This is a genomic window from Amycolatopsis acididurans (genome assembly GCF_012328925.1).
GTDB classification, from domain to species: domain Bacteria; phylum Actinomycetota; class Actinomycetes; order Mycobacteriales; family Pseudonocardiaceae; genus Amycolatopsis_E; species Amycolatopsis_E acididurans.
The window spans coordinates 26,350-43,336 of the sequence record NZ_JAAXLS010000054.1 but is presented as its reverse complement, the minus strand read 5'-3'; the positions used below and the strand labels follow the sequence as shown (position 1 = coordinate 43,336).

The following is a 16,987-nucleotide window of genomic DNA, read 5'->3' as shown; positions in this document are numbered from 1 at the left end:
CGTGTTGTGCGGCGGGCCCCGCTGTGTGGAGCAGGACCACGATTTGCAACTTGCAACGAGGTCGGTACCGTCGAGGCGAGTTCACGTTGCGGGAGGTGTTCGTGTGCGGCCCGGGAGGACCGGTTTCCTGGTGACGCTGGCAGGCCTGGTGGTCGGTCTTGCCGGATGCGGGCAACAGCAGGCGGACGTCGCGTCCGTGCAATCAGGTGGGCCAGGACTGTCGAAACAGGGCGTCGAGCGCCAGGACGCGGCCGCCAGATGGGCCGACGGGTACTGCGTCGCCGTCGGGTCCCTTGTGGACGGCTTGGCCACCATGCCGACGGTCGACCCGAGCACCCCGCGCCGTGCCGTGCAGACCTCCAGCGACCTCCTCGGCTCCATGATCGGCGGCCTCGACAACGCCAAGCGCGGTCTGCAGGCGCTGCCGCCGTCGCCCGTGGCGGGCGGGGATTCGGTGCGCACGAGCACGATCACCGAGTTCGACGGCATTCGCGCGCGGGCGGCTGCCGCGAAGCAGCGGCTCGACGCCGCCAGAAACGCGCCCTCCATCGATCAGCGCACACTGGGCGAGGCGAGTGGCCCGCTGGGTGAAGTGTCGCGTTTGGACTTGCTGGCGGGTTTCCAGTCCTATCCCGAACTGGCCACCGCGGCCGGCCAGGCACCGGTGTGCCAGCAGCTCACCGCGCGTGCCTCGGCCACGCCGACCGTTTCCACCACTCCGACGCCCTGACGCTCAGGCTCCGGCCCCCACGGGGGTCCACAGGGCTTCGATCGCGCGCTCGGCGTCCGCCAGGCTCTTCTTGGCCAGCGGGATCAGCTCGGCCATCGCCGGGTTGGTCTCGGCCAGCGTGAGCTCCGCCGTGATGAACCGTGGTTCGAGACCGGTCAGCGCGACACCGTGCGGGAGCCAGGCTTCCGCGTGGTCCCAGCCTTCGCGCGGCGTGCCCTCGCCGAACCCGCCACCGCGGCTGGCGAGCACGATGAACTCACGACCGCCGAGCAGCGGTTGCCGCGTCTCGGCGTCGACGGACAGGCCCGCCGCGATCAGGTGGTCGACCCACGCCTTCACGCTGCTGGGCGGGCCGAAGTTGTACAGCGGCAGGCCGAGCAGGATCGTGTCGGCCGCCTTGACCTCGTTGACGAGCCGCTCCGTCAGCGCCCAGGACTGCGCCTGCTCCGGGGTGTGCTGCTCCGGGGGCATCATCCGGGCGAGCGCGGTGGCGGTGTCGACATGCGGCACCGGGTCGCTGCCCAGGTCGCGATAGGTCACGGCGCCACGGGGATGGGCCGTTTTCCACGCCTCGGCGGCGCGGGCGGTGAGTTTCCGGCTGATAGAGCGCTCGCCCTGGATGCTCGAGTCGATGTGCAGAAGGTGCGCCATCTCGTATGCTGACCCTTCGGTAATGGTTTGTCCTACGCAAACCATTTATAGCATGCGGATAGATGACGTGTGGGTAAACTGATGCCGTGGCTTCCCCCTCCATCGGCAACCAGCCGCTCCACCGTTCGGGAGCGCTGATGGATCACCTCGCGCGCCGGATCCGGGTGCGTGCGGAAGCCGTGCTCACGCCGCTGGGTCTGCGGCCGCGGCACCTGATCACGCTCACGATGCTGCGCGACGGTGGTGGCTGCTCCCAGCAGACGCTCGCCGGGCGGCTCGAGATGGATGGCACGAACGTCGTCGGGCTGCTCAACGACCTCGAGAAGCTCGGGCTCGTGGAGCGCCGGCGATCACCGGAGGACCGCCGGCGCCACGTCGTCGAGCTCACCGACGCCGGTGACGAGCGCCTGGCCAAGGCCGAGCTCGCGCTCGCGGGCGTCGAGGACGAGGTGCTCGGTGCCCTCGATGGCAAGCAGCGCCAGGCGCTCTACGACCTGCTCAGGCAGGCCGCCTCGGGCGCGATACCCGGGTGGAGCGAGACTGGCCACGGGGCCTGCGTCGAGGCCGCTCGCGACTGCTGAAGCCGCGGCCGAGGCCTGTGTAGGACTCGGCATTGGGTGGAAATCCGGACCGATCTTGGGGTCGCGGGTAATCGAACTGATGTTCTACCCTGTTCGCTGTGGACCAGATCTCGTTCTTCTCGGCCGAGGCGAGCGGGCCCCGGCTCGCCGACCTCGCCGGAGTGCTGTGCGGGCGGGGACAGATCGTGAGCTTCGGGCGTACCGCCGCGCGGCTGTCCGTCGCCGTCGCCGAGGTGTGGCGCGCGAAGAGTCTGGCCACCGAGTTCGCCCGGCGCGGCGTGCAGGCCGACGTCCTGCGCACCGAGGACGGCGAACCACTCGTGCGCACCGCGTTCCGCGCCGATCTGATCGCGCTCGCCAACGCCTGGCGCCCGCGAGAGGAAAAGGAATTACCAACAGGGTTCCGGCTGACCGGTGGCGCGCTGCGCATGTGGGCACTCGCCGCGGGCTGCCCCGCGCAGCGGCACTACCTGCTCGCCGTCGACGAGGACGCGCCGGGCACGCACGCGCTGCTCGCCGACTCGTTGCGCCAACTCGGCCTGCCCGCGCAGGTCGTCGGACCGCGCGGCGGCGGGCCGGCCATCAGGGTGACCGGCCGCCGCAGGCTGGCGACACTGGAGGAACTGATCGGCTCGCCACCACCGGCGGCGGCCGCCGTCTGGCCGGTCAGGCCGGAATCGGGATCGGCAGCGTGATGCCCTGCGGTTTCGGCAGCATGCAGCCCGGCTGGTCCAGAGCCGCTTCGCCGTCACGGGTCAGGCACGCGGGGAGGCGATAGGTCTGCTGCCCGTAAGAACGACCGCGCAGCACGGTGACGTTGCCGTTTTCGTCGACCTCGCACGGGTTGTTCATGGTGCAGGATTTCCCGTCGTCGTTGCCGGTGTTGTTGACCCCGACGACCTCGCCGGTGCCGGTGTCGATGACCGGCGAACCGGACGTGCCGTGGATCGTGTCGCACGAGGGCGTGTAGCGGATGGAGTCCTTCCACACCCAGTCCGCCTCGTGCACCGAGTACACGACGCGCTCGATCCGGCAGGACCAGGTGCGCTTGAAGTAGCCGGAAACGACGTCGATCGGCGTGCCGACATCGGCGGGCGAGGCGGCGAGCGTCAGGGCGTGCCCGCCGAGATCGTCGGCGATCTGCCGGTAGCTGGAGTCGAGCTGGTAGAGCGTGACGTCGGTGTTGGTCATCGTGCCGTAAACGATCTTGGTCGACCGCAGTGTGCCCAGGTCACGGCCGTCGGCGCCGAGCAGGGTCATCTCGCGCCGGGACGGCTGGTTCACGATCACCTGCCCCGGGCCGGGCATGCCCTCGGACTCGCAGTGCCCGTTGGTCAGCACCAGACCGGGATCGTTGTCGTGGGAGCCGGGCAGCCGCACGAGCGACCCGGAACAGTTGTCGAGTTTGACGATGCCGGTGTAGCCGGAGCCCGGGTCCGCGAACGCGGGCGTGATTCCGATGCCGAGAGCGGCGGTGACCAGCACAGTGAGCAGGCGGCGAAGCATGAAGCCGGAGCGTAGTGGAACGGTCACCGAATGACCCCGGGCGGCACGTGGTGCGCATCACGTGCTAGGTGTGGAAAAGGTAACGCCGCCCAGCTCGGCGCGATTCGTGGAAAGTGCCGGCGACGGCGTGTTGCGAGACCTGGGCGGACATAACCGGCCTTCAGCGTGCACACTGGCTGGTTGAACGAGCGTCGCGCAGCGGCGACGGGAATGAGCAGGAGAGCGGACAGCGTGGCTGGAGCACGAACCAACAAGACCGCGGCGCGGAGCGCCTCCGCCGGGGGTGGTGGCCGGGCGACGGGTGGGCCCGACGCCTCGGCGAACGGTGCCGGGCGCCGGCGGCTCGTGATCGTCGAGTCGCCGACCAAGGCCCGCAAGATCGCTCCGTATCTCGGCCGCGGCTACGTCGTCGAATCCTCGGTCGGCCACATCCGGGACCTGCCGAGGGGCGCCGCCGACGTGCCCGCCAAGTACAAGGGCGAGGCGTGGGCCCGGCTCGGCGTGAACGTCGACCACGACTTCGAGCCGCTCTACGTCGTCAGCCCGGACAAGAAGGCCAAGGTCACCGAGCTGAAGAGCCTGCTCAAGGACGCCGACGAGCTCTATCTCGCCACGGACCCCGACCGTGAGGGCGAGGCCATCGCCTGGCACCTGCTGGAGACGCTCAAGCCCAAGGTGCCGGTGCGCCGCATGGTGTTCCACGAGGTCACCGAGCAGGCCATCCGCGCCGCGGCCGAGGACACCCGCGAGCTGGACAACGACCTGGTCGACGCGCAGGAGACCCGCCGCATCCTGGACCGGCTCTACGGCTACGAGGTCTCGCCCGTGCTGTGGAAGAAGGTCATGCCGAAGCTGTCGGCGGGCCGGGTGCAGTCGGTGGCGACCCGCATCATCGTGGAGCGCGAGCGTGAGCGGATTCGCTTCACCTCGGCCTCGTACTGGGACATCGCGGCGACGATGGACGCGGGTGAGGACGCCACGCCGCGCACCTTCCCGTCGCGGCTCATCTCGATCGACGGTGCCCGCCTGGCCACCGGTAAGGACTTCGGTTCCGACGGCCGCCTCAAGTCCTCGGCGAAGGACGTGCGGGTGCTGGCCGAGGCGGACGCGACCCGGCTGGCCGGTGCGCTGCAGGGCCGCGACTTCAAGGTCACCAGCGTCGAGGAGAAGCCGTACACGCGGCGTCCGTACCCGCCGTTCATGACCTCCACGCTGCAGCAGGAGGCCGGCCGCAAGCTGCGGTACTCCTCGGAGCGGACAATGCGCATCGCGCAGCGGCTCTACGAGAACGGCTACATCACCTATATGCGTACCGACTCCACGACGTTGTCGGAGACGGCGCTGACCGCGGCGCGCAACCAGGCCACGGACCTCTACGGCCGCGAATTCGTCGCGCAGAGCCCGCGGCAGTACACGCGCAAGGTCAAGAACTCGCAGGAGGCGCACGAGGCGATCCGGCCCGCCGGTGAGGTGTTCCGCACGCCGGGCCAGGTCGCGAACGAGCTGGCCACCGACGAGTTCCGGCTCTACGAGATGATCTGGCAGCGCACGATCGCCTCGCAGATGGCCGACGCCAGGGGCACCACCATGTCGGTGCGCATCACCGGCACCGCGAGCAGCGGCGAGGAGTGCACCTTCTCCGCGTCCGGCCGCACGATCACCTTCGCCGGGTTCCTGAAGGCCTACGTCGAGGCGGTGGACACCGAAAGCGGCGGCGAGGCCGACGACAAGCAGAGCCGCCTGCCGCAGCTGGTCAAGGACCAGCCGCTGACCGCGGCCGAGTTGAACCCGGACGGCCACACCACCAACCCGCCGCCGCGCTACAGCGAGCCCAGCCTGGTCAGCAAGCTGGAGGAGCTGGGCATCGGCCGCCCGTCGACGTACGCGTCGATCATCAACACGATCCAGGACCGCGGGTACGTGTGGAAGAAGGGCTCCGCGCTGGTGCCCTCGTGGGTCGCCTTCGCCGTGGTCGGACTGCTGGAGCGGCACTTCGAGCGGCTGGTGGACTACGACTTCACCGCCGCGATGGAGGACGAGCTCGACCGCATCGCCTCCGGTGACGAGCAGCGCACGCGGTGGCTGTCGCGGTTCTACTTCGGCGGCGAGCAGGGCGTCGACGGGTCGATCGGGCGGCTCGGCGGGCTGAAGAAGCTCGTCGGCACCGGCGTCGAGGACATCGACGCCCGCGAGATCAACTCGATCCCGATGTTCACCGACGACGCGGACCGCACCGTCTACGTGCGGGTCGGCCGGTACGGCCCGTACCTCGAGCGCGAGGTGGACGGCAAGTCGCAGCGCGCCAACCTGCCCGAGGACCTGCCGCCGGACGAGCTGACCGCGGAGATCGCGGAGAAGCTGTTCGCGACGCCGCAGGAGGGCCGCGTGCTGGGCACCGACCCGGTCAGCGGGCACGAGCTCGTGGCCAAGGAAGGCCGGTTCGGCCCGTACGTCACCGAGGTGCTGCCCGAGCCGGAAGAGCCCGCCGAGGGCGCGAAGAAGACCAGCAAGGCGAAGAAGCCGAAGCCGCGTACGGCGTCGCTGTTCAAGTCGATGGACATCGAGACCGTGACGCTGGACGACGCGCTCAAGCTGCTGTCGCTGCCGCGCGTGGTGGGCAAGGACCCGGAGTCCGGGGACGAGATCACCGCGCAGAACGGCCGGTACGGCCCGTATCTGAAGAAGGGCACGGACTCGCGCTCGCTGGAGACCGAGGAGCAGCTGTTCGGCATCACGCTGGAAGAGGCGCTCAAGATCTACTCCGAGCCGAAGCGCCGCGGCCGCCAGGGCGCCGCGAAGCCGCCGCTGAAGGAACTCGGCGCCGACCCGGTGTCGGGCAAGCCGATGGTGGTCAAGGACGGCCGGTTCGGCCCGTACGTGACCGACGGCGAGTTCAACGCCACGCTGCGCAAGGCCGACAGCATCGAGGAGCTGACCGCGGAGCGGGCGGCCGAGCTGCTGGCGGAGAAGCGCGCGAAGGGCCCGGCGCCCAAGAAGAAGGCGCCCGCGCGGAAGAAGGCGGCGGCGAAGAAGTAATTCTGGCCGTCCGTAACCTCGCCGTTACCCGGATGGGCGGATGCCATCGGCAAAATGCGCATTACCCTGGACGGGAAGCCCCGAGTAGCGCAGGAGTGGTATGAGCCCCGCGAAGGACAACGACTACTTCGGCGACGGCACGCACGCTGCCGCGTTCGACGATGCGCTGTCCGGTCCGGTCAGAGCTGACGAGGACGACTTCACGCTGACCAGGGTCGCGTCCCCGGTGCGGCCGGACTCGACGGCGATCCGCACGATGGTCGACCCCGAGACGCCGTTGGAGTTCTCCGATGCCGTCGAGGTCGATCCCGCCACCCCGGACGCCGTACCCCCGGCCCACTCGGCGGCGGCGGTGCCGCCCGCACCACCGCTCGGCATGCTGCCGAGGCAGCGCACCCGGCCGGGCCTGCGTTCGCTCAAGCGCCCGCAGCTGCGGATGCCGAGGTTCTCCTCGGTGTCTCCGGGCACGATCCGCCGCCCGAAGCCGTCGGCGGGGTCGACCGGGGTGATTCTGGCCGTCGTGATGGTGCTCGTGTTCTTGTTCGTCGCGATCCAGTTCCTCTCGAGCCTGATCAGCAGCATTTCGGGGTTGTTCAACTAGCCGGGGGACCCACCCAAGAGCAACACGATCGGCCCAACGGAGCTACCCTGGCGGAGCCGGACCGGCGATTCGGGGGCGTGCGCGGTCGCATGCGCCGGTACCACAGGGAACAAGCGGGGTGGGTCGGATCAGCGAGGTCGTACAAGCGAAACCCGACGCGGAGGCGGTGGCCGCGCGCGACGGCTCCACCATCTTCCGCGCGCGCAGAGTGCTGGCCATCCGGCCCTTTCGCAGGCTGTGGTTCGTCACCTACCTGTGCAGTGTCGCCGACTGGCTGTCCATCCTCGGCGTCACCAGCCTGGCCACGAAGCTGACGCAGAACTACACGGCGCAGAACTTCGCCTTCACCGGCGTGCTGATGGCCAACCTGCTGCCCGGCCTGATCTTCGCCCCGCTCGGCGGGCTGCTCGCGGACCGGTTCGATCGGCGCAAGATCATGTTCGTCGCGGACCTGCTGCGCTGCGGGTTCATCATGTCGATCGCGTTCGTCGGCACACCGTGGTGGCTCTACGTCGCGAGCTTCCTGGCCAGCTCCAGCGCCATGATGTGGATCCCGTCCAAGGACGCGGCGGTGCCCAACCTGCTGCGCCGCCCCGACCAGGTGGAGACGGCCAACCAGCTCGGCCTGGTGATGACCTACGGGCTGGCCGTGCTGTCGGCGGGCGGTATCTACACGATCATCACCGGCATCATGCCGACGCTGCACCTGCCGCCGGACCTGTTCGGCGAACTGGGCTTCGCCAAGATCATCGTCGTGCTGATCGGCCTGCTGTACCTGACCAGCGCGTTCCTGATCCTCACCCGCATCCCCGAACTGTCCAAGCGCAACGGCAGCGCGGCGGCGAAGGCGGCGGAGAAGAAGGAAGAGGAAAAGGAAGCCAAGGAGGCTTCGCCCGGCCTGTTCGCGCTGATGCGGGACGGGGCGAGCTTCATCCGCAGCACCCCGCTCATCCGCGGCCTGCTGATCGGCGCGGCCGGCGCGTTCGCGACCGGTGGCGCGGTGGTCGGTTCGGCGAAGCCGTACTCCTCCAGCCTGCTCGCCGGCGACGCCGCCTGGGGTCTGCTGATCGTCGCCGTGTTCGTGGGCCTGGCCACCGGTATGGGCGGGGCGCCGAAGCTGGCCCGCAGGCTGCCGCACGATCGGTTGTTCGGGATCTCGATCGTCGTCGCCGGGCTCGCGCTGATGCTGGTCGCGCTGTCGCCGCATCTGGCGGTGTCGCTGGTGGCGGTGGCCATCGTCGGCGCATGCGCGGGTGCCGCCTTCCTGACCGGCGTGACGATCATCGGCTCGCAGGTCGACGACTCGATCCGGGGCCGGATCAACGCGATCTACCAGTCGATGATGAAGATCATCGTGTTCGGCTCGACGGGGATCGTGCCGCTGCTCATCGGCCTGACGAAACCGCGCACGATCACGGTGTGGGGCAGTCCGATCATCATCGACGGCACCCGCCCGGTCATGCTCGGCGGCGGTGTCCTGGCCGCGGTCGTCGGCGTGATCGCCTACCGGCAGATGGACTCGCGCCGGGCCGAGACGATCATGTCCGACCTGCGCAACGTCATCCGCCGCCGCCCGCGCCGGGTGAACGGCCTGCTCATCGCGCTGGAGGGCACGACGGCCGCCGACACCGCGCACCAGGCCGACCGTCTCGTGCGGTGGCTGCGCGCGGTCGGGCCGCGGCCCGTGGTACTCGCCGCCGACCCCGCACTGGACGACAAGCGCCTGGCGCAGCTGATCAGCGGGGCTTCCCTGTCCGGTGCCCGCGCGCAGGCGCTGGCCGCGGCCGCGGTGCGGGCGGACATCGTGGAACGTGACGTGCAGCCCGCGCTGGACGACGGCGCGATCGTGGTGATGGAACGGTTCGTGGACTCGCCGCTGGCGCATCTGTCCGCCGTCGCCGGGCTGGACGCGAAGGAACTGGAAGGGCTCGCGGACTGGGCCACCGGACGGCTGCGGCCGGACGTGACCGTGCTGCTGGACGCGAAGCCGGACGGTGCCCCGCCGGGCCCGATCTCGATCGAGGACCAGTTCAAGGTGCAGAACCTGTTGAGCGAGATGGCCGCCGCCGACCCCGATCACTACGTCGTGGTGGACAGCGACGGCACCGAGGACGAGGTCGCCGAGCGCGTGCAGACCGCCGTCCGCGCGGTGCTGGTCGGCAGGCACGCCGGGCTCGCGCCACTGGAGGTCGTGGAGGCCTGATGGGCGGCGTCTGGTCACAGCTGGTCGGTCAGGAACCGGCTGTGGAGATCCTTTCGAGCGCGGCCGAGGCCGCCGCCAAGATCGTCGCGGGCGAGCGGGTGCCCGCCGGGGCGATGACGCACGCGTGGCTGTTCACCGGGCCGCCCGGATCGGGCCGTTCGGTCGCGGCGCGCACGTTCGCCGCCGCGCTGCAGTGCTCGACCGGCATCGGCTGCGGTGAGTGCACCGGCTGCCGCACCGCGCTGCACGGCACCCACGCCGACGTGCGGCTGGTGGTGCCGGAAGGACTGTCGATCTCGGTCGCCGAGATGCGTGCCCTCGTCCAGGCGGCCGCCCGCCGCCCGACCACGGGCGAATGGCAGGTCGTGATCATCGAGGACGCCGACCGGCTCACCGAGGGCGCGTCCAACGCGTTGCTCAAGGCCGTCGAGGAACCGCCGGACCGCACGGTGTTCCTGCTGTGCGCGCCCTCCGACCATCCCGAGGACGTGTCGGTGACCATCCGGTCGCGCTGCCGCCTGATCAACCTGCGGTCACCGGGAGCGGAGTCGATCGCGCGCGTGCTCGTCGAACGCGACGGCGTGAACCCGGAACTCGCGAACTGGGCCGCCTCGGTGTGTGGCGGGCACGTCGGCCGCGCCCGCCGGCTCGCCACCGACGACAGCTCCCGTAAGCGGCGGGAGACCGTGCTGCGCATCCCGCTGGGCCTGCGCCGCCCCGTGGACGTGTTCGCCTGCGCCGACGAGCTGATCACGGCGGCCGAAGGCGACGCGAGCGAGGCGAGCAAGGAGCGCGACGAAGCGGAGAAGGCCGAACTGCGCAACGCGATGGGCGGCGACGCGACCGGAAAGGGCGTCGCGGGCGCCAAGCGCGCGGCCGAGGCCGCGGTGAAGCAGCTGGAGAAGCGCCAGAAGTCGCGTGCCACCCGTACCCAGCGCGACACGCTCGACCTCGCGCTGGTCGACCTCGCCGGGTTCTACCGGGACGTGCTGGTCGTCGGCAGCGGCGCGCAGGCCCTGCTCAACCACCCCGACCACGCCTCCGACGTGCACGAGGCGGCGCGGACGTGGACACCCGAGTCCACGTTGCGCCGCCTCGAAGCCGTGCTCGCGTGCCGGGAGGCGATCCTCTGGAACGTCAAGCCGCGCATCGCCGTGGAGGCGATGGTCACGGCTTTACGCCAGGGCTGACCGCTACTTCGACCGCGGCGTCGGCGACGGCTTCACCACCGCGCTGCGGCGCCGGTTCGGCAACGCCGCGACGAGCACCACACCCAGCAGCAGCATCGCCGTGCCGGTCCAGAACATCGGCACCGCGGAGTACGCGCCCGAGGTGTAGGCGAGCTGCTTCGGGGCACCGGGCGCCGGGTTGTTCGCCGGGGCCGCGGGAGCCGTCGAGCCGCACACCACGCCGCCCTTCGGGGCGTAGGCCCGGCCGATCTGCTCGCCGAGCGAGAGCTGCGCCAGCGACGAGGGCAGCTTTCCGGCGACGTCCGCGGGCAGCACGTTCTTGAGCGCCTGCGTCGGCAGCACCTGCAGGTCGAGCATCCGGGCCGACGCGCCGAGCTGGTAGCCGGCGAACGGGTCGGTCAGGTCCTGCCCCTTCTGGTTCAGCTCGGCGATGCTCAGCCGCAGCACACCCAGGTCGAGCACCTTGCCGGTGGTGTCGCCGACCGGCTGCAGACCCTTGGTGGCGGTGGAGACCAGCCCGCCGACGACCGGCAGGCTCTGCAGCGGGCCGAACGCGTCGGACAGGCCGGACAGCGGAAGCCCGATCGGGATGTCCTTGGTCGGGTTGGCGGCGTCGAGGGTGTAGAGCACCTGGCCCTGCCGCAGGATCTGGATGACCGGGGCGGTGTAGTCGACCTTCGAGGTGTTCTTGTCGCCGGTCGAGGTGACCGTCAGCGTCGGCTGGCTGACCACCTTCAGTTCCAGCTCCAGCGGCGTGCCCTTGAGGAGCTGGATGTCGGCGGCCTGCAGGGTGGAGACCGACTGGACGGCCTTCTTGGCCGAGCCGGGGATGTCGACGAGCTTGACAACCGAGTGCGAGGACAGCGTGTTGGGCAGGCTCAGCAGCGAACCGGTGCCGTTGGCGCTGGTCTGGCCGCCGCCGCTGAGCAGGCCGCCGAGCGCCTGCAGCCCCTGCTGCGGGTCGAAGCCCTGGGCGAGCTTGTCACCCTGCGGCAGGTTGAGGCCGGTCATCGGCAGGTTCGGCATCGACGGGATGACGTTGAGCAGCGACAGGCTCGCGATCGAGGTACTGGCGTCGGCGATCGTGTCGACGCACGGACCCTGCGTCGGGCTCCAGCGTGCGTGCACTTGGCCGTTGAGCAGGCCGACGTTGAGCAGTGGATTCTGCGGCGCGTTGAACCCGCCGGAGAGGCCGTTGGGGTTGTCCGGCAGCGCGGTCTGCACCAGGCTGCCCGGCGCCTGCGGCGCGTTGCCCGCGACGGCCAGCCCGAACGGCGAGGACTGGGCGATCGCGCGCTCGTAGGAGAGGTAGGACTCGGAGTTGGCCTGCGCGCTGGACAGGCCCATCCCGGCTTCGAGCGCGGACTGCTTGGGCAGCTGTTGTCCGTAGCCGGGAAGGATCGTGCTCGTGTCGACCGCGTTCGGCAGCAGCCGCAGCACGCCCAGCGACGCGGCCGCGTCGGCGACCGCGTGGCCGAGCGGCTGCGGACCGGTGGGCGCTGCGACGGGCGCCTGGTTCGGGTCCGCCGGTTGCGGTGTCGGCGTGGTCGGAATCGTGGAATCCGCCATCGCAGGCGTGCCGGACAGCACGAGCAGGGCAGCGGTCACCGGCAGAGCCAGCGCGCGGTGCAGGCGTCGACGCATTGCGGGAAGTCCTCCACGGAAAACCAGGGCCGGATGGCTGGGACCGGCGTCACGCAGCCTAACGAGGAAGCCGGTCATGAGTGACGAACGCCATGCCGCTAGACTTGTCGACGTTGCCGCGTTAGCTCAGTCGGCCAGAGCGGTTCACTCGTAATGAACAGGTCGGGGGTTCGATTCCCCCACGCGGCTCGCAGGTCAGGGGTCCTCTTCGGAGGGCCCCTGACCTATTTCTGCGCTCCCGCGGATACCGTCAGCGGGCCGCAGCGAGGTCCGATTCACCCCATGTGGGTGACCGTATAGCCTGCCCGGCGTGCGAGGGAGGCGTCTGCTCGGCGCGATCACGGGGCTGGCGTTGCTCGGCGGTTGCGCCGTCGGTGCCGCGTCGTCCGGCGAGGACGTCGTGCGCACCACCGACGGCCTGGTGCGCGGTGTCGTCGCCACCGACCATCGCACGTTCTCCGGCATGCCGTTCGCCGCGCCACCGGTGGGCGAACTGCGCTGGCGCTCGCCCCAGCCGGTCCAGCCGTGGGACGACGTGCGCGACGCGACGCACACCGCCGACGTCTGCCCCCAGCCCGGCCGGGGCAGCGAGGACTGCCTGTACCTCAACGTGACCGCGCCCCGCGGCGCCGACCGCCTGCCGGTGATGGTGTGGCTCCACGGCGGCGGGTTCGTGGCGGGAGCGGGCAGCGACTACGACACGACCGGGCTCGCCGTCGACGGCGGCGTGCTCGTCGTGACGTTGAACTATCGCCTCGGCGCGCTGGGATTCCTCGACGCCGGCGACGATCCGGCCGCGGGCAACTTCGGTCTCGCCGACCAGCAGGCCGCGCTGCGCTGGGTCCACGACAACATCGCCGCCTTCGGGGGCGATCCGGGAAACGTCACGTTGTTCGGCCAGTCCGCCGGTGCCTACAGCGTCTGCGCGCAGCTGGCCTCGCCGGGCGCGCAGGGCCTGTTCGGCAAGGCCATCATCCAAAGTGGACCATGTGCGAACTCCTTCGTGACGGCCGAACAGGCGCGCCGGCGTGCGGCCGCTCTGCAGACCAGGCTCGGCTGCCCGGATATCGCCTGCCTGCGTGCGAAACCACGCGGCGAGTTCGTCGGTCTCGACGAGGCGGACGTGATCAGCGCGACCGGAACGCTGGGCGACATGCCGTGGCTTCCCGTGGTGGGCGAGGGTTTCCTGCCGCGCCAGCCGATCGACGCGCTGCCCGGCGGGATCCCGCTCATTCAGGGCACGACCCGTGAGGAGATGCGTCCTTTCGTTGTCGCGCAACCCATCGCCGCCGAGGACTATCCGCGCGTCCTCGAGCACGTCTTCGGCAAACAGGCGCAAGCGGTGCTGAACGAGTACCCGCTGGCGAACTATCCCTCGCCCGTCGCCGCGCTCGCGGCCGTGCTCACCGACTGGGGCCAGAAGGTCGGTGCGTGCCCCGCGCTGGACACCGACAAGGCGGCGAAACACGTCTATGCCTACGAATTCTCCGAAGGCGACGCGGCGCACTCCGACGAGCTGCCCTACCTGTTCGGCGGCAACGGTCCGCTCGCGCAGGCGATGATCCAGTACTGGTCGCGCTTCGCGAAGACCGGCGATCCCGGCTGGCCCGCCTTCGAGCAGAACGGCGTCGTGCTGTCGATCAAGAACGGCGACTTCCGCCCGGTCGACCTCGCGGCCGAGCACCACTGCGCGTTCTGGGCGAAGTGAGCCCGCGTCTGGGACGGGCGTCCTGAGAGTTAGGCTGGGTGTCCACATCGCACGGAGGGGAACAGCGTGGCCGTCACGCCGCCGGGGCACCGCGATCAGCTCTCGCCGAACCAGCTGGCCAAACAGGAACAGATCGTGCAGGCCGCGCGCAAGGTACTCGCCAGGGACGGGCTCGCGGGCTGCACCGCCCGCGCGATCGCCGACGCGAGTCCGCTCACCAAGAGCGCGATCCATTACTACTTCTCCGACATCGACCTCTTGATCGACCGGGCGATGGCCGCGCACGTCACCGATTTCCTGCGTGATCTGCGTGCGATCGCCGACCGGCACGACGATCCGGAGCACCGGTTCTGGGCGGTGGTACGGGCCTATTTGGACACCTTCGCGGAAAACCCGAACGCCGCCTTCGTCTGGTTCGAGTACTGGGTGGCCGTCGACCGCGCCGATCACGTGCAGGCCGCCGAGGTGATGCTGCGCTCGTCCACCGAACTGCTGACCGACCTGCTGGCCGATCTCGACGTCGACGACCCCCGCGCCAAGGCCCGTGCCCTGCAGTCCTACCTGCTGGGTGCGATCGTCCAGCAGCGCGTCCGGCCTCGGCCGTTCGCGACGTTGCGCGAGGAGATCAGGCCGCTCTGCCTGCCTTAGAGTGCCAGACATGCCATTGTTCTCGTTCGAGGGCGTCAGCCCCACCGTGCATCCCGACGCCTGGATCGCCCCCACCGCGACACTCATCGGCGACGTCGTCGTGGAGAAGGACGTCTCGATCTGGTACGGAGCGGTGATCAGGGCCGACTACGGCAGGATCATCATCCGCGAAGGCGCCAACATCCAGGACAACTCGGTGATCCACGTCGGCGGGATCTGCGAGATCGGCCGCAACGTGACCGTGGGGCACCAGTGCCTCGTGCACGACTGCACCATCGGCGAGCAAGCACTGATCGGGAACGGGGCGATCGTGCTCGACCAGGCGAGGATCGGGGAGCGGACGCTGGTCGCGGCGGGTGCGACCGTCGGCCCGAACACCGAGGTCCCGGCCGAGGTCATCGCGATGGGCACCCCGGCGAAGAAGTTCGTGCCGCTGACCGACTCCGCGCGGAGTTGGGTTGATCACAACGCCGCCCTCTACCAGGAGCTCGCCAGGCGGCACGCCGAAGGGATTGCCCCGGTCGACTAGGATGGCGAGTACAGCAGCGACTGGCGCCGTAGAGGTGGAGCACCACCGGGAAGCGACCGACGAGGCCGGCACCGCGCGCCTGGGTGTGGCCAGTGTCAGGGAGTAGGAAGATGACGCACCAGCCAGCCATCCCCACCCTCACCGCCGCAGACCCCGAGATCGCCGGACTCGTCGAGGACGAGGCTCGACGTCAGGCCGAGAAGATCCGCCTGATCGCGTCCGAGAACTACGTGTCGCAGGCAGTGCTCGAGGCCACCGGAACGGTGCTGACGAACAAGTACTCCGAGGGCTACGCGGGCAAGCGCTACTACGAGGGCCAGCAGGTCATCGACCAGATCGAGCGGATCGCGATCGACCGGGCGAAGGCCGTGTTCGGCGTGGACCACGCCAACGTGCAGCCCTACTCCGGCTCCCCGGCGAACCTCGCCGCGTACCTCGCCTTCGCCAACCCCGGCGACACCGTGCTCGGCATGTCCCTGCCCGCGGGCGGTCACCTGACCCACGGCGCGGGCGTGTCCGCGACCGGCAAGTGGTTCAACGCGGTGCACTACGGGGTGCGCAAGGAGACCGGCCGCGTCGACTTCGACCAGGTGCGCGACCTGGCCAAGGAGCACCGGCCGAAGCTGATCATCGCGGGCGGCACGGCGATCCCGCGCACGATCGACTTCCCCGCCTTCGCCGAGATCGCGCGTGAGGTGGACGCGGTGCTGGTCGCCGACATCGCGCACATCGCGGGGCTGATCGCGGGTGGCGCGCATCCCTCGCCGGTCGGCCACGCGAACGTGATCACCACCACGACCCACAAGACGCTGCGTGGCCCGCGTGGCGCGATGATCATGACCGACGCCGAGCACGCCAAGGCCATCGACAAGGCCGTCTTCCCCGGCCTGCAGGGCGGTCCGCACAACCACACCACGGCGGCCATCGCGGTCGCGCTGGCCGAGGCGGCGAAGCCGGAGTTCCGCGACTACGCGCACCAGATCGTCGCGAACGCCAAGGCGCTCGGTGACGCCCTGATCGAGCGCGGGTTCGACCTGGTCTCCGGTGGCACCGACAACCACCTGCTGCTGGTCGACCTGACCAGCAAGCAGATCGGCGGCAAGCCGGCCGCGCAGGCGCTGGACCGGGCCGGCATCGAGCTGAACTTCAACGCGGTGCCGTTCGACCCGCGCAAGCCGTTCGACCCCTCCGGTATCCGGATCGGCACCGCGGCGATCACCACGCGCGGCCTGACCGCGGAGCACCAGCCGCGCATCGCGGAGTGGATCGACCGCACCGTGGCCGCGGCCGCCAAGGAGGACGAGGACGCCATCGGCGCGATCGCCGGCGAGGTCCGGGAGCTGCTCTCGGCGTACCCGATCCCCGGTTACCGGGCCTGACGAGCACGAGAAAAGGGCACCCGTGCAACGGGTGCCCTTCTTTCGTTCCGTCCGGTCTCAGTGCTCGCCGGAGTCCGCGGCGAGCTTGGCGAGCCGGTCCGATTCGCGCTGGTAGGAGCGCTTGATCTCGGCCTCGGCCTCCATCCGGCCCACCCACTGCGAGCCTTCCACGCTCTTAGCGGGCTCCAGGTCCTTGTAGACCTGGAAGAAGTGCTCGATCTCGAGCTTGTGGAACTCGTTCAGGTGGTGGATGTCGCGCAGGTGCTCAAGGCGCGGGTCGTCGGAGGGGACCGCGAGGACCTTGTCGTCCGGGCCCTTCTCGTCGGTCATCCGGAACATGCCGATCGCGCGGCAGCGGATGAGGCATCCGGGGAACGTCGGCTCCTGCACCAGCACCAGCACGTCAAGCGGGTCGCCGTCCTGGCCGAGGGTGTCGTCGATGAACCCGTAGTCGGCCGGATACTGGGTGGCGGTGAACAGGGTGCGGTCCAGTTTGATGCGCCCGGTCTTGTGGTCCACCTCGTACTTGTTGCGCTCCCCCTTGGGGATTTCGATTGTGGCGTCGAACTCCACGGCGTCCT

The 16,987-nt window shown here is 70.0% G+C and carries 15 protein-coding genes and 1 tRNA gene; 12 read left to right on the top strand and 4 right to left on the bottom strand.

The window, feature by feature from the left end; genetic code table 11:
- The first annotated feature begins 103 nt into the window (after positions 1 to 103).
- The gene (locus HFP15_RS36495; RefSeq protein ID WP_312871924.1) at positions 104 to 730 is read left to right on the top strand and encodes a hypothetical protein; all 627 of its coding nucleotides are present in this window, start codon (positions 104 to 106) and stop codon (positions 728 to 730) included.
- A gap of 3 nt (positions 731 to 733) precedes the next feature.
- Here the strand turns inward: HFP15_RS36495 and HFP15_RS36490 are convergent, their stop codons facing one another.
- Positions 734 to 1,381, bottom strand: a complete 648-nt coding sequence (locus tag HFP15_RS36490; RefSeq protein WP_168522120.1) for an FMN-dependent NADH-azoreductase — start codon at positions 1,379 to 1,381, stop codon at positions 734 to 736.
- Positions 1,382 to 1,518: 137 nt separating this feature from the next.
- On the opposite strand from HFP15_RS36490, the gene HFP15_RS36485 reads away from it, so the two are divergent.
- Entirely contained in the window at positions 1,519 to 1,962 is a 444-nt protein-coding gene (locus HFP15_RS36485) for a MarR family winged helix-turn-helix transcriptional regulator (RefSeq protein ID WP_168522128.1), read from the top strand.
- A 98-nt stretch (positions 1,963 to 2,060) separates the two neighbouring features.
- The gene (locus HFP15_RS36480; protein ID WP_168522118.1) at positions 2,061 to 2,657 is read left to right on the top strand and encodes a hypothetical protein; all 597 of its coding nucleotides are present in this window, start codon (positions 2,061 to 2,063) and stop codon (positions 2,655 to 2,657) included.
- Here the strand turns inward: HFP15_RS36480 and HFP15_RS36475 are convergent.
- Complete coding sequence (locus HFP15_RS36475) at positions 2,629 to 3,468, bottom strand: trypsin-like serine peptidase (protein WP_168522116.1); 840 nt, start codon at positions 3,466 to 3,468, stop codon at positions 2,629 to 2,631. The two genes, HFP15_RS36480 and HFP15_RS36475, sit on opposite strands and share 29 nt — an antisense overlap.
- Positions 3,469 to 3,678: 210 nt before the next feature.
- Between HFP15_RS36475 and topA the strand changes: the two genes are divergently transcribed.
- From topA to HFP15_RS36455, 4 genes are all read left to right on the top strand, one after another.
- Positions 3,679 to 6,504, top strand: coding sequence for a type I DNA topoisomerase (gene topA / locus HFP15_RS36470; RefSeq protein WP_168522114.1), 2,826 nt, complete (start codon positions 3,679 to 3,681; stop codon positions 6,502 to 6,504).
- 100 nt (positions 6,505 to 6,604) lie between these two features.
- The gene (locus HFP15_RS36465; RefSeq protein WP_168522112.1) at positions 6,605 to 7,105 is read left to right on the top strand and encodes a hypothetical protein; all 501 of its coding nucleotides are present in this window, start codon (positions 6,605 to 6,607) and stop codon (positions 7,103 to 7,105) included.
- Between the two features lie 118 nt (positions 7,106 to 7,223).
- Entirely contained in the window at positions 7,224 to 9,308 is a 2,085-nt protein-coding gene (locus tag HFP15_RS36460; protein WP_168522110.1) for a bifunctional MFS transporter/dTMP kinase, read from the top strand.
- Entirely contained in the window at positions 9,308 to 10,498 is a 1,191-nt protein-coding gene (locus HFP15_RS36455; RefSeq protein WP_168522108.1) for a DNA polymerase III subunit delta', read from the top strand. The genes HFP15_RS36460 and HFP15_RS36455 overlap by 1 nt, the downstream gene beginning before the upstream one ends.
- 3 nt (positions 10,499 to 10,501) lie before the next feature.
- Here the strand turns inward: HFP15_RS36455 and HFP15_RS36450 are convergent, their stop codons facing one another.
- Complete coding sequence (locus tag HFP15_RS36450; RefSeq protein WP_210718328.1) at positions 10,502 to 12,142, bottom strand: hypothetical protein; 1,641 nt, start codon at positions 12,140 to 12,142, stop codon at positions 10,502 to 10,504.
- Positions 12,143 to 12,257: 115 nt separating this feature from the next.
- On the opposite strand from HFP15_RS36450, the gene HFP15_RS36445 reads away from it, so the two are divergent.
- The 5 genes from HFP15_RS36445 to glyA all read left to right on the top strand — a co-directional run bounded on the left by HFP15_RS36445 (position 12,258) and on the right by glyA (position 16,406).
- Positions 12,258 to 12,331: transfer RNA gene (locus HFP15_RS36445), tRNA-Thr, on the top strand.
- A 121-nt stretch (positions 12,332 to 12,452) separates the two neighbouring features.
- Positions 12,453 to 13,850 (top strand): carboxylesterase/lipase family protein, encoded by a 1,398-nt coding sequence (locus HFP15_RS36440; protein ID WP_168522106.1) that lies wholly within the window; start codon positions 12,453 to 12,455, stop codon positions 13,848 to 13,850.
- Between the two features lie 66 nt (positions 13,851 to 13,916).
- Positions 13,917 to 14,498 (top strand): TetR/AcrR family transcriptional regulator, encoded by a 582-nt coding sequence (locus HFP15_RS36435; protein WP_168522104.1) that lies wholly within the window; start codon positions 13,917 to 13,919, stop codon positions 14,496 to 14,498.
- A 10-nt stretch (positions 14,499 to 14,508) separates the two neighbouring features.
- Positions 14,509 to 15,027 carry a gamma carbonic anhydrase family protein gene (locus tag HFP15_RS36430; protein WP_168522102.1) on the top strand — a complete coding sequence of 173 codons (519 nt, stop codon included), beginning with the start codon at positions 14,509 to 14,511 and terminating at the stop codon, positions 15,025 to 15,027.
- Between the two features lie 110 nt (positions 15,028 to 15,137).
- Positions 15,138 to 16,406, top strand: a complete 1,269-nt coding sequence (gene glyA, locus HFP15_RS36425) for a serine hydroxymethyltransferase (RefSeq protein ID WP_168522100.1) — start codon at positions 15,138 to 15,140, stop codon at positions 16,404 to 16,406.
- A 57-nt stretch (positions 16,407 to 16,463) separates the two neighbouring features.
- Here the strand turns inward: glyA and HFP15_RS36420 are convergent, their stop codons facing one another.
- Positions 16,464 to 16,979 carry an inorganic diphosphatase gene (locus tag HFP15_RS36420; protein WP_168522098.1) on the bottom strand — a complete coding sequence of 172 codons (516 nt, stop codon included), beginning with the start codon at positions 16,977 to 16,979 and terminating at the stop codon, positions 16,464 to 16,466.
- Positions 16,980 to 16,987: the final 8 nt, after the last annotated feature.